A 12,829-nucleotide genomic window follows, 5' to 3' on the forward strand; every position below is an offset into this window, starting at 1 on the left:
ATCAAAGCAATCGCCTTACTCATAGATACAAAAATCCATAATAATTATAGCACAAAAATATGAAAAATTCTACCGGCTTCACGAATAAAACAGAAAAATCGGGATTGCATCGTTCAAAATGCACTCCCGCTGAAATTTTATCGCTCCCAACTGTCTCGATTCTTCTTCTTGTTCTGCTTTTGCTGTGACTGCTGTTGCTGTTTCCGGCGAATGAACTCCCGAACAGAACGTGTATCTGATTCTTCATGGAGGAGATTTGCCACATCACGCTTGCTGTCGTGCATCAGCATCGGATCGTATTTCTCGCCGTAGGCAGCTTTCACACGGTCAACGGCAGAGCGTTCCTTTTCCTCACGAACGGCAAGCCGTGCATCCATCAGCTCAGCGGCATCCATACCAGCGCCTTGTTCTTTCAGCTCGGCATACTGCTTCAAAGCTTCATCAAGCTCGGCAGAATATTTTTCTTCCTGCTCGGACAGCTTCTGCAGCGCACCCTCCAATGTGGCGATTTCTTTCTTCACCTCGGAAATACCCGCATCGTCGGCGCAGTCCAAAGAACGAAGCAGAAAGTCTTTTTCGGTTTTCAGCTCCTCGATTTCCTCAGTCAGCTCGGTAATGCGGTGGGTAAGGTCATGCAGCTTGGGTATCAGATAGAAGGCGTTTCCTTTTTCTCCGCAAGCAGATTCCTCCGTTCCTTGGATTTCTCCTTGATTTGTTGCACCAAACTCGCATAGCGTTCAAGCTCCGGCTTGACTGCATCAACACGCTTACCCATGCGGTTCTTACCTACACCAATATAACGAAGCTGATAGCTGAAAATCAGTATACTGCTGCGTAGCTTTTCCAATGCTTCCGCTATGGCAGGAACCGTATTCTTTACCGCTTGCATCAGCTTCTTGACCGTTGCTTTCAGCTCACGGAGAAGTGCATTGTCTGCCTTGATCTGACGGTTGATTTCACAGCGGTCAGAGATAACACCCTTTTTCTCCAACGCACGGGCAACCACACCCTCGTGAATAGTGGGCTGCTCGGTCAAGCCTCTGTCTGCATGGCTGCGGTGGTCGATGCGCTCGTCGTGTCCGTATCTCTCTAAATAACAGTTGGTCACGTCTGCCCACGCCTTGCGCCACTCCGCAAGCTGTTCTTCGCTGTTCCAACGCTCGGCAATGGGATTCTGTCTGCCGAACTTGGTGCTTTTGGGGTGTTTGTTGGCTCGTTCATAGCCGTGCTTCTCAGCCTCGGATGGAGGCATATACACTTTCTTTCGACCGACCTTGTACGGATATTGCTTTTCCCATCCGTCTGCCTGTGCCGCCTTGAACTCGGCGGCGGTAAAGCCTCGTTCCTCGCCGTTTCTGACACAGAGATATTCTTTCTCGGTCTTGTACTGCCAGTTGCCCTGTTCATCAAGCGGGCGCACCGTCAGCATAATATGAGCGTGCGGATTATGACCGGGCGGATGCGGATCGTGAATGGCAACATCAGCGCACATCCCCTCGGCAACAAAGCTGTTCTGAATAAAATCGGTTAGAAGTTCCTGCCATTGTGCTGGTGTCAGCTCAATAGGCAGAGCCGGAACGAACTCACGTGCAAGGCGGCTGTCCTTGGTCTTTTCGTTTTCTTCCACGGCGTTCCAAAGCAGGCCTCGGTCTTTCCATTCGGCAGGAGCAAACTCCGGCAGAAATACATCTTGCCACACAAGCCCTTTCTTTCGTGTATAGTCGTGCCGTACTCCGTCATAGTCATTCAAGATGTTGGTACAGCTCAGGTAAGCGGAAGCGGCAACCGCAGACCGTCCCGTACCTCGGCTGACCACTTTGGCTTCCAAGTGGTAGATCGCCATTCGTTCTCACCGTCCTTTCGTCCTTGTTTTTGTTTCTTTTTCGCAAAAAGAAAATGGGTGTCGCAGGAGAAGCGATACCCGTAACTGCGATAAAACTGCCGGTGGCAGATTTTCGCAGGCAGGCGGCGAGTTGTTTCCAAAACGGAAACAACTGTTTTGATGATGAAGCAAAACATATAGCCGACTGCGTGGACAATGACAGCAGCGCCGCAGAGCTGTGGCATTGTCCATAAGGCTTCCGCAGAAGCCGCATCCGCCTCGCAGAGCGCACGGTTGCCGCAGGCAATACCACCGCCCCTTCGGGGTGGTGAGTAAGTGCGCCCTTCGGGATAAAAGAAACGGGACGCTCGGTTGCCCGAACGCCCCTCGTCTCATGTTTATCGTTTTAGCCCGCATAGAAAGTCCTCCAATTCGTCAAGGCTCATGGAAGCAACGTTCGGAAAGACCTTTTCCAGTATCGCTCCCTCCTGGATCAGCCGTCGTGTCCTCGCTTTTCGCTCCTTATTACGGTCACGCATCTCTGCTTCCTCCAGTCTGTGCTTGGCTTGTAGTAATTTCTTCTCGTCTGTGATCATAGAAAAACCTCCTGTGGTAGTAAAAATTGGGTTATTTGATAGCAGTGCAATACCAAATATCCGTCCGTTTGGTATCATGCTTTTTTTGAAAATCGTTGTAGTAGCAAAAATGCCCCCGTTTAGTATCGCAGTAGTACCAAACGAGGGCAATAGTAGTATCAGAAACTGTCAGCAAAGTCCAATGCCGCCGAAATGTTCTCGTCATCCTCGTCGGGAATGACCTGCGGAACATCGCGTGTCAAAGGTGTAGAGTTGTAGAGTACGGTTTTTTCTATAATTCTCTGTATTAAACCAAGAAAAGCATCATCTTTTTCACGGGTTTCCAAATAAGGATTGGAAGCAAGCCGTGCCTGCCGTTCAAAATGGTCATTGATGGCGGTAACAATCGCCTTGCTATACGAGCGATACTGCTTTTTGTCCATCTGCTGTAAATGCTCGTAGGCTCGGCGGTCATCCTCATCCGCAAGATTTAAACGCAGGGTAGTCGTGTAGATCTGCTTCATACGATGCCTCCTTTTCTGTTCTGCTTCTGTTCAGCAAGCAGTTCATAGCCTTTTGCGGTAGCGCAAATATCGTCGTTGATAATCACACGGTCTTTGTCATAGCTGCCGAAGTTTTTGAGAATACAGCTTCCGCCGCCTACCACATACAGGCGCACCAGTTCCGGATCGTATTCATGCTCACGCAGTCTGCGGAAGATGCCCTCCGCATATTCGGTTGCGGTATCACGGATGGCGGTCAGATAACGCTGGCTGATGTCTGCCGTTCCGTGACGGATAACACGCTCAAGGACGGTTTCATCCACCGATACACCAAATTGCTTCATCAGATTTTCACGCACAGCAAGCATACACTGATTTGTGCCGTATTTTTCGGTAAAACACTTTTTCGCAAGAGGGCGGCACTCGTTGATATACATGACGTTCATCGTACCGTTGCCAATATCGCAGAGCATATTGATGCCCTTGAACTCACGGAGCTTGTCTGCAACCGCAGAAAAGCCCTGCGGAAAAATATCCGCACCGGCAAATTCAACGTGGTAGTCAACTCCCTTGAAAGTGAAGTCGGCGCTGTCGTTCTGCAGGAGGTATTCCCTGAAGCTGTCCTTCTGTTCGCTCACCCAAGTCAGAGGGAGTCCCGCCGCAAGGTGGACACGGGCAGAGATCAGCTTGCGGATGTTCAGCTCATGGGCAACAGCGGCAAGAGTAAGAATATAGTAGTCGCTGTCTGTCATTTTGTCGGAGATAAATTCCTTGTGTTCCTCACCAATGAGATAATATCTGCCCTCGTAGACAAGCAGATTGCTCTTGAAGGTCGGCTCCTTGTCGTAGGCGGCTACGCCCGTCTTAAAGCAACAATGGGCAGTCTTGATGTTGCCATAGCCGTGATCGATGCCGATGATGATGGGATTGGTGTTGTTGTAGTTGTTCATAAAATTCATAGAGATTCCTTTCTGCCGCTTTGCGGCGATACAAAATATTATCGGTTTTAGCAAAGTGCCAAGTTGGCACTTTGCCGCTGATAGTTGGAGAGTGGACATTTTGTCCACTCACCTCGAAAAGCATCAAGAATCAAAGTTTCAAAATGATACAATGATGCAAAACAGGCATAAAAAATCAAGTTGCCAAAATGACAACTTGAAACAGAAGAAGCGGATCGACATACATCAATCCGCTTCAAATATCGTTATGCTGTTTTTTTGTTCGTTTTCCGTCGGTGCCTGTTCGTGCTTTGCTTCTCGTAAGTCTTTCTTCCGTTCGCCTTGCCGCTTGATCTGTGCCGCATACCGGCAATCATCTGAACAATATTTTACGCTGTTTCGTGTCGTGGTAAACTCCTTGCCGCAGTGTTCACAGGTAAGCTCACGGATACGCTCTTTTGCCGCTTCCTGCCGGTAATACTTCGCTCGGCAGTTCACATCACAGAACAGCTTTGCCGTTGACCTTGCTTCAAAGGTCTTGCCGCAGCACTTGCAGGTCTGCGTAATGGGAACGCCTACGGTGCGTTCGCCGGATTTCAGCTTTTGGTAGCGTTCACGGCTACGGGCACGTTCTTTCTTCAAAAACTCCTGCCGCTGGATCTCTTCCTCGGTCAGCTCCGGTGCGGGAAGTTCAAAATGCCCGATAAACTTCAAATAAATTTCAACTTCCTGCACTCTGTCGCCTTTCACCTTTTCGGGAGCGTGAACGATGATCTTGTCGATAAACTCGTTAATCATCATTGTGGTCAGCTCGGAAAAGTCGGTGTATTTTCTTGCAAGCTCCATAAACTGCTCCACACGGACGGTATCTTCCTCAAAAGAGGATACCCGCTGTTCGGCTTCTGCCACGGATGCCTGCAAGTTTTTTTGCTCGGCTTCATATTCGGCAAGCAGGGTATCAAAGCGTTCATCGGTAATACGTCCGATGGCAAAGGATTCATAGAGCTTTTTGATGATATTGTCAAGCTCGGCAATACGTTTCTTGTCCTTGCTCAGCCTGCGCTTGGTTTCTTTCGCCGCTTCCTTTTGCTTGATCTGCGAAGCGGCACGTACCTTTTCTGCAAATTCCTCTTGATTAGAGATAGCAAAGGTGCTGACGGTGCGGATGGTATTCAAAACAAGTTCCCGAACGGCTTTTGTGCGGATATAGTGACCGCAGCAGGCGTTAGTGCGCTTTTGATGCGCCAGCGTATAGGTGGAGCAATCGTAGAAGTCAGAGGGATAGGGGCTGCTTTCCGTGCCGCCTCTGGAACGGTGGTTGGTCATTTTGCTCCGCAGTCAGCGCAGAACATAAGTCCCGTCAAAGGATTTGCTTCACCAAGTGTATCGTGGCGTCTCGGTGTCTTACGGAGCTTCTGTGCAAGCTCCCACGTTTCCTTATCCACGATGGCTTCGTGGGTGTTCTCAAAGATCAGCCATTCCTCTTTGGGATTCATCACGGGATTTTTGTCCTTGTAGGACTGCTTGTGAGAACGGAAGTTGACCGTGTGCCCCATATATTCGGGCTTGGAAAGAATCTGCCCAACGATATAACCACTCCAGTTATACGGGTTGGGAAATTCCTCCTTGCTTTTCCAAACGCCCTTGTTCTGTTTGCCGAAGTAAACGGCAGGGGTTTCCACCTTATCATCATAGAGGATACGGGCAATGTCATAGGGGCCTTTGCCCTCGATGGTCAGTCGGAATATTCTGCGGACAACCTCGGCGGCTTCCTCGTCGATATACCAACTGTACTTATCACCCGGCATCTTCTTGTAGCCGTAGATGGCGCAGTTTGTTGTAGGCTTGCCCGATTCGCCTTTTACACGGATAGCAGTGCGCTGTTTGCGGCTCAAGTCCCGTAAATACCATTCGTTCATGATATTCAAAAACGGCGCAAACTCGTTGCTGTTCTGGTCATCGCTGTCCACGCTGTTGGCAATCGCAATAAAGTGAACGCCGTGCTCACGGAAGAATACCTCCGTGTAAAAGCCGGTTTGCAGATAATCTCTGCCGATTCGGCTCATGTCCTTTACGATTACATGGACAACCTTACCTGCTTCAATATCTGCCTCCAACTGCTTCCATGCGGGACGGTTAAAATTTCCGCCGCTCCAACCGTCATCGGTATAGTGCTGAATATTCGTGTAGCCTCTTTGCTCGGCATAGCTTTCGAGGTATTTTTTCTGATTGACAATGCTGTTGCTATCGCCAACCTGGTCATCGTCACGGGAAAGTCTCTCGTACAATGCCGTAATTTTATTGGGATCCTGTCCCACAGTCTGTTTCACGCTCATCATGATGCGCTCCTTTCAGACTGTCGGCTCATTCGTGGTTTATTTATTACATCATATTTTTCGCAACTTGTGTGAACTTCATTGCGAATAATTCGTAAAATTTTATCTTCCATTGTTTCGGTGCCGCTTTCATTGAACACGACCTTGACCTTGTAGGTCGTGCCGCCGATGCGGTGGGTGGTATAAGCAAAGTTCTTGTTTTCGTTTTTTACCATAGGCAAATTTCCTCCATAGATTGAAAAATTCACAATTTTCGTGTATAATGATGATAGTTCCGATAACGTGTAACCATTTGACCGACAAAAACGGCATAGGGTATACAAACACATTACCGGCATGAAGATAGCCCCCGAAACGCCTGTAAATCAAGGCATTTCAGAGGCTAATTCGTTACATAGCGTCTTACTGACGCTTCTTTTCTCTGTGCTTTCGCACTCTTGCCGACGTTTGCTTACGTCTTGCTTCTGCGGCGCACTTGTCGGAACAGTAGGCACGTTTACCGTTCTTCTGAAAATGCTTGCCGCACTCCTTGCAGACAGCAAGGGGGATCGGCTCGAATACGGCTTGCAGTTCCTTATCTTCCGGCAGTACAGCCTTGCGGAAATAACTGCACAGCCTACTGCATGAGTAGCATACCCCGAACATATAGCACTCACAGTCCAGCGGCAGGCAACCGTATTCCTTGTCGTAGTTGGCGCACTTGGAGACAGCCAACTTCTTGATCTGTCTTTTCTCCTTTCTCGTCAGCTCACGATAGGTTTTGGTCATAGGCAGTTTCCTCCTTTCTTTAGCGTCGGCAGTAATATAATCACAGACGAAATATATTACTCCATCACCAATAGGAGAAATACGGGGTGTTTAGCGGAACTGTTTTTTCGGAAAATCAAAGAAAATTTGAAAAATAATTTTGAAGGGAGGTTTCCTGCGGTGTACGACGATCACAAACGATACGAAAATGACGGTCTTTATAATGAAGATACCGATTATGAAGATGAATATGATGCGGACGATTCCGATTACATAGTCGATGACGAGGACGAAGACGAAAACGCCCTTTGGGATGATGCGGAAGAAGATACCGATGAACCTCCCGAAAAGAAGCGAAGGAAGCGAAAGAAGAAAGATCTTTTCGCTGACAGCGATACTGATGCTGAGAATGCGGAAGCCGAGGAATATGAAAAGACACGGCGCAGACTTGCAAAGGAACAGCGTATCATTGATGAAATAGAAGCCGATGCCGCAGAAAATCCCATAGAGGATGATGGAGATGATGCCGGGGAAGAGCAGCCCGAACGAAAGCTCCTAAAACGTGAGCTTCGGGCGCAGGCGTTGAAGCGGTTGGAGGATTCTGCACGAACACTCAAAGATTACGAAAATCTTGTGGCGTGGTATGATTGGCTCGATGCCAACCGTCAGCGCAAAGAGCGATACCACGAGCTGTACCGGAGTGGTGACGATGTTCCCCTTGTCTACGGCGCATCCGAAGATGCTTTATGTTTCCCCGACACGCTGAACGATGTATTAAAGCGGCAGGAGCGCAAAGGCGATTTCATAGATACGATCTTTTACTGTCCATACGATATTCACGAGCTTGTGACGGATGCGGATATGTCTGTCATCCTGCGGGAGCTGAACGAGGATCACAAGCTCCTCCTGTTCCTGTCTGCTCTGCGGCAGTACAGCTCCGTCAAGATCGCCGCTATTCGTGGGCAGTCAGACCGCAACATCCGCAAGGTACGGAATACGATGCTCAAAAAGATACGAAAAAAGCTGCTTGCCGCACTTACCGAAAAAGTGCAGGCACAGCAGCCCTTGACCTTGCTTGAAAAAGAATTTCTGAGCGAAAATGGCGTGGATATTGAAAAATACACGAAAAAGTAGTATAATAGTAATATAATTGTGAATTATACGGGTTACAATATATAGTGGAGGGTTTTGACGATGAAAAACCTGTTTCAGCGCACCAGTTCACATTGGGTGCGATATAGTGAATATGAATGGAAAACAGCGGAGAACGGTATGCTGTACCTCACGCCTACCGCAACAGCACAGCCGGGTATTTACGACCCGCTGAGCGAATATCAACGGCTTATCCTGGATGCCATTGATATTGGTCGGATGGAATCGCAGAAGAAAACACAGCAGGAGATACAAAAGGCAATTCAACAGTTTGCGGTAAAATATGGCTTGCTTGGTCTTATGACAGCGCTGCCTACCACACCGAACTTTATGGATTATGAGGCTGTATATCTGCCGAAGAATCATTTTATCCGTGAGGAATCCATGTCCACGATGGACTATCTTGATTTGTTCTTTCCTTCTGTCAAGCCGGATGTGGTCAAGCATGGCGTGGAATCCATGTGGAATATAAGCAATGACCGTGCGATGATGGCACTTGCTTTGACTATGTCAACAGATAAGCCGATGGCGGTCAATATGAGCTTCCAGAGAGAATACGCCGAGCCTTATGAATGGATAAAGCAGCAATTCATTGATATTGCCTTTACCTATCTGACTTCCGTGCTGTTCTATGAGGATTATGATACGATGACTCCCGAACAGCGGCTCTTGATGCAGCAGGGTATGGAAGCCTTTGGCGGCAATGCGCCGACCTACCGTATCGCTCTGCTCGACAAGCCGACGATTGTATGGGATTTCCACTCCCTTATGCTTGGAATACAGATGATGTTCAGTTTTATGCTGACCGACACGGAGAAGCCCATCCGTATATGCAAGCATTGTTTGCAGACCTTTGTGGCAAGCAGACCGAGTGCGATCTTCTGCAGCCCGCAGTGCAAGAATAAGTATAATGTTTATAAGAGCAGAACGAAGGAAAAGAAGGAATGATGGGAAAGGAAACGAATTTATGATAGATAGATGGATTGCAGAAGCAACGGAATGCGATTTCAAGGTTGCTTTGGAAGTTAAAAAGCCGAAAAGCTGGCTCAAAAGTGTCAGTGCCTTTGCCAACGGTATCGGCGGCACACTCTTTTTCGGCATTGATAATGACAGAAACGTAATAGGCTTGGCTGACGCACAGACCGATGCAGAGACGATCAGCCGCTTGATTAAGGAACGTATCACGCCATATCCGAACTTTATCCTCGCTCCCGAACGGGATAATGGCAAGGATATTCTTGTGCTGTCCGTTTCCGCAGGACGCTCCACGCCCTATTATTACAAGGCAGACGGCATTACGGAAGCATATATCCGTATTGGCAACGAAAGCGTGATTGCCCCGTCGTATGTATTGAATCAGCTTCTTCTCAAGGGTATGAACCGCACTTATGATGCGCTGGATTCCGAGTACGATTTCAAAGACTATGCTTTTTCCAAGCTGCGTGAACGCTACAAGGCTTGGACGGGCAACAGTATGGAGGAAAAGCTGTTTGATTCCTTTGAAATGCGGGATGACCACGGCAAGCTGACCAACGCAGGCGCTTTACTTGCGGACGATGCTCCGATTAAGCACTCCCGTCTGTTCTGTACTCGTTGGAACGGTCTTGATAAAAGCGGCGGTATGGTGGATGCTCTCGACAGCGCAGAGTATTCCGGCAGCTTGATCATTCTGCTCAATGAAGGTGTGGGCTTCGTAAAGCGGAACATGAAAACTCGTTGGAAGAAAACCGCCAACTCCCGTATTGAAATGCCCGATTACTGTGAGCGAAGCGTTTTTGAAGCCCTTGTCAATGCGCTGATCCACCGTGATTATCTGATTTTGGGCAGCGAAGTCCATATCGACATTTACGATAACCGTCTTACCATTACTTCTCCCGGTGGTATGGCAGACGGCTCACGGATACAGGAACGAGATATTTCCAATATTTCTTCCACTCGTCGCAATCCCGTCCTTGCCGACGTTTTCGGCAGATTGGGCTATATGGAGCGTCAAGGCAGCGGATTTAAGAAGATCACAGAAGCTTACCGTGCCGCCCATAATTACCGTGACGAACTGGAGCCGAAGTTCTATTCCGATGCCAGTTCGTTCCAAGTTACACTGTATAATTTGAATTATGGAACAGACGAAAATGGAGTTGTTGGAGAGGAAAAAGTAGCGCTCAAACAGGAAAAAGTAGCGTTTGAAGCAAAAAAGGTAGCGTTTGAACGCTCCATTTCTGAATTAAAGCTCAACAAGCCTACCAAAGATAATATTCTGTCCTTGTTTGAGAGCTTTGGATATGATGTTCCTTTTTCCCGTGCGGATGTAATTGAATTATGTGGTTTAGCGCCGTCCTCCGCAGGCAAGATGTTGAGCAAGATAAAAGAATTTGACTTAATTGTGCCTGTAACCGAACAAGGCAGAGGAAAATACATTTTCATCGAAGCCAAAAAATAACGCAAGTATCAGTCACCCCCAAGGTGACTGATCACCCCACCCAAAAGATAATGCCCGTTATCAGCCATACAGCCGATAACGGGCATTCAACGAAGCATATACAAGTTCGGTCAAGATGATTTCCTCCGCACGGTTGCGGATGCTGTTCATGCGGCGCAAAATCCAAACTTCAAAGAAATCCAAACTTTTACTCATAACCTCAATGAATACAGTGTTTTGAGGGGAAAAAGTTTGGATTTCTTTTTGGACGTATACTTACAGGCCGCAGAAGCCAGACAATGTTCCATCGTTGTTTTTCCACTTTTTATTCGGAGATTTTTCTCTCTCCATCTCCAAAGTGGCAAGGGCGCTTGCTTTTTCTTCCGTTGTTATATCAAGATATTTCATTGTTGTTTCTAACTGCTCATGGCCAAGCAGAAAGCTGATCTGAACAATACTAATGCCATCCTCAAGCCAGTGGGATGCTTTCGCATGCCTGAATTGGTGGGCATGTGCGCCAAGTGGCACCTCTGGACATTTCTCATGGGCGATTTTCGCACACAGCTTAATCCGCTTATCAAGTGCGGGTTCAGAAAGCTTTGTTTTCCGTCCTCCCACACGGGAATAAAAAAGATATGCTTCCGGTTCTGGCTTCTCGCCATGGAATTCTTTCAGATATATACGGATATTTGCAACGGCACGCGGAAGAAGATACGCTGTCCTCATTTTTCCGCCTTTTCCCAAAAGTATAATGTAGGGCTTTGGCTCATCCAAATGGATATGGGATATCTTTATGGACCGTATCTCGTCAAGACGTCCTGCAGTGGCATAAAGCACAGTCAGAAATACAACGTCCCGTTTCCCTGTCCTTGTTGAGAGATCCGGCGCGGAGAGCATTGCCGCAACAGCATTCCGTGTAAGCCCACATACTTTCTTTTTGGTGCATTTTTGCCGTTTGATTTTTTTCGCTTCCTGATAAAGATATAAGTATTCGATATCTTTCTCTCCCAGATATTCAAGGAATACCCGCAGTGACCCCAACCGTACATTGCAGGTGTCCGCGCTGCACTGGCGGGTTTCTTTCAGCCAGAGTATCCATTTTTCAAGCCATGCCCTTTCAAAGCATTCCCGGCTGAAACAGTCGGGTTTTATATTCTCCGTTTCCAGAAATGAGAGGTATAAAACCAGGCTGTCCTTGTATGATTTCAAAGTGTGTCTGCTGTTTGTGAGGAAAGTTGGGGCATATGTATTTAAAAAGTCAGAAATAAAGTATGCGATTTTGGCAGATTCATCATTCTTTTTCATCGGGTACCTCCGGTATGATCTCATTGAAGCCGGTTTCCGTTTTTTCCCGAAGGATATCAGACATTCCCGGCACAATGGAATAATAGTATAACGTCGCGTTTATTTCGCTATGCCCCATGGATTTTGAAAGATAAAGGAGCTTTTCGCTGAACCCGAAGGCATCTTCCTCCCACCGGTTGATGTTTTCTACCGCATAATGATGCCTAAGTTCATACGCCACGGGCCTGTTGTTTTTGCCGTTTGCTTTTTCCCACAGCTTTCGGAATATATAGACCACCCATTGCCTGGAATAACCGTTGCCCATCGCATTCTCAAAAAAATATGTCCTCCCGGGATAAATTTTCTCCACTTCCCGGTCGTACTGTTTCAGCAGGTCTGTCATGCTGTCGTGGAGGGCCACATAATGCTGGGCGTATCCTTTTGTTTCATGAATGTTAAGAACCCCATGTACCAGGTCGACTTCGCTTCGTTTCAGTTTCCGGGCTTCTGTTGTCCGTATGCCGCTGCTGTATAGAAGCCTGAAAAATACAGGGCACGTCATTTTGGGGAGGAGAAATTTGGGAGAGGGCTTATAGGGGACTATGCTGTCGCATTCATGGAAAAAATTTTGCAGTTCTTCTCTTGTGAATGCATGTGGAACTCGGGTCCTTTTTTCTGCTTTCGGAACCGGCATAGGCAGGACGTCTGTCATCCTGCGCTTTTGAAGATAACTGATAAAGCTGCGGATTACCCCTGTCCGTGTAATACAGGAGGATTTTGTTTCTGCATCACGTTTCTGACACCACGCATCAACCATTTCCTGGCATAAGGCCCTGCCTGGGAAACGTTCCGCACAAAAACGGTCAAAGTACCTTAGATTTCGCGCCCTTACTTCACTCCAGGAACCAGACGATTCCTGGTAAAACACATACTTTTCTATAAGGTCAGCAAACCCGGATTGATAACTCACCATTGGAACACCTCGTATAATAAGTTTATAGCCAATCAAAACAGGCTATAGACTTATTCTTTTTGTGATATAGATGGCGGATAATT

14 protein-coding genes are annotated in these 12,829 nt (G+C 47.6%); 3 read left to right on the top strand and 11 right to left on the bottom strand.

All coding sequences use genetic code 11. The features are described from left to right. Positions 1-137: 137 nt before the first annotated feature. The 9 genes from NFS35_RS30085 to NFS35_RS25720 all read right to left on the bottom strand — a co-directional run bounded on the left by NFS35_RS30085 (position 138) and on the right by NFS35_RS25720 (position 6,942). On the bottom strand, positions 138-521 hold the full coding sequence (locus NFS35_RS30085; protein ID WP_330640466.1) for a hypothetical protein: 384 nt from the start codon (positions 519-521) through the stop codon (positions 138-140). Between the two features lie 125 nt (positions 522-646). Further along, positions 647-1,843 carry a MobQ family relaxase gene (mobQ, locus tag NFS35_RS25690; RefSeq protein WP_330640467.1) on the bottom strand — a complete coding sequence of 399 codons (1,197 nt, stop codon included), beginning with the start codon at positions 1,841-1,843 and terminating at the stop codon, positions 647-649. Between the two features lie 377 nt (positions 1,844-2,220). After that, a complete protein-coding gene (locus NFS35_RS25695) occupies positions 2,221-2,418 on the bottom strand; it encodes a DUF3847 domain-containing protein (RefSeq protein ID WP_251209863.1) in 198 nt (65 codons plus the stop codon). A gap of 158 nt (positions 2,419-2,576) precedes the next feature. Continuing rightward, positions 2,577-2,921 (bottom strand): adenylate cyclase, encoded by a 345-nt coding sequence (locus tag NFS35_RS25700; protein ID WP_251209864.1) that lies wholly within the window; start codon positions 2,919-2,921, stop codon positions 2,577-2,579. After that, positions 2,918-3,859: a ParM/StbA family protein gene (locus tag NFS35_RS25705; RefSeq protein ID WP_251209865.1), complete on the bottom strand. Its 942-nt coding sequence runs from the start codon at positions 3,857-3,859 to the stop codon at positions 2,918-2,920. The genes NFS35_RS25700 and NFS35_RS25705 overlap by 4 nt, the downstream gene beginning before the upstream one ends. Positions 3,860-4,084: 225 nt before the next feature. Continuing rightward, positions 4,085-5,014, bottom strand: a complete 930-nt coding sequence (locus tag NFS35_RS30090) for a DUF4368 domain-containing protein (protein ID WP_330640468.1) — start codon at positions 5,012-5,014, stop codon at positions 4,085-4,087. 146 nt (positions 5,015-5,160) lie between these two features. Further along, a complete protein-coding gene (locus tag NFS35_RS30095; RefSeq protein WP_330640469.1) occupies positions 5,161-6,177 on the bottom strand; it encodes a recombinase family protein in 1,017 nt (338 codons plus the stop codon). Further along, positions 6,174-6,389 carry a transposon-encoded TnpW family protein gene (locus tag NFS35_RS25715; protein ID WP_251209866.1) on the bottom strand — a complete coding sequence of 72 codons (216 nt, stop codon included), beginning with the start codon at positions 6,387-6,389 and terminating at the stop codon, positions 6,174-6,176. The genes NFS35_RS30095 and NFS35_RS25715 overlap by 4 nt, the downstream gene beginning before the upstream one ends. A gap of 187 nt (positions 6,390-6,576) precedes the next feature. Further along, positions 6,577-6,942, bottom strand: coding sequence for a cysteine-rich VLP protein (locus tag NFS35_RS25720; RefSeq protein WP_251209867.1), 366 nt, complete (start codon positions 6,940-6,942; stop codon positions 6,577-6,579). A gap of 159 nt (positions 6,943-7,101) precedes the next feature. Between NFS35_RS25720 and NFS35_RS25725 the strand changes: the two genes are divergently transcribed. The 3 genes from NFS35_RS25725 to NFS35_RS25735 are packed head-to-tail and all read left to right on the top strand — an operon-like array spanning position 7,102 to position 10,510. Further along, the gene (locus tag NFS35_RS25725; RefSeq protein ID WP_251209868.1) at positions 7,102-8,055 is read left to right on the top strand and encodes a hypothetical protein; all 954 of its coding nucleotides are present in this window, start codon (positions 7,102-7,104) and stop codon (positions 8,053-8,055) included. 60 nt (positions 8,056-8,115) lie between these two features. Further along, positions 8,116-9,021, top strand: a complete 906-nt coding sequence (locus NFS35_RS25730) for a hypothetical protein (protein ID WP_251209869.1) — start codon at positions 8,116-8,118, stop codon at positions 9,019-9,021. 19 nt (positions 9,022-9,040) lie between these two features. After that, entirely contained in the window at positions 9,041-10,510 is a 1,470-nt protein-coding gene (locus NFS35_RS25735) for an ATP-binding protein (RefSeq protein WP_251209870.1), read from the top strand. A gap of 255 nt (positions 10,511-10,765) precedes the next feature. Here NFS35_RS25735 and NFS35_RS29155 read toward each other — a convergent pair whose 3' ends face one another. Next, complete coding sequence (locus tag NFS35_RS29155) at positions 10,766-11,818, bottom strand: tyrosine-type recombinase/integrase (protein WP_330640470.1); 1,053 nt, start codon at positions 11,816-11,818, stop codon at positions 10,766-10,768. Next, positions 11,781-12,746, bottom strand: coding sequence for a tyrosine-type recombinase/integrase (locus NFS35_RS29520; RefSeq protein ID WP_330640471.1), 966 nt, complete (start codon positions 12,744-12,746; stop codon positions 11,781-11,783). The genes NFS35_RS29155 and NFS35_RS29520 overlap by 38 nt, the downstream gene beginning before the upstream one ends. Between the last annotated feature and the right edge of the window lie 83 nt (positions 12,747-12,829).

The organism is Acetatifactor aquisgranensis, from assembly GCF_943193215.1.
Classification (GTDB): Bacteria; Bacillota; Clostridia; order Lachnospirales; family Lachnospiraceae; genus Acetatifactor; species Acetatifactor aquisgranensis.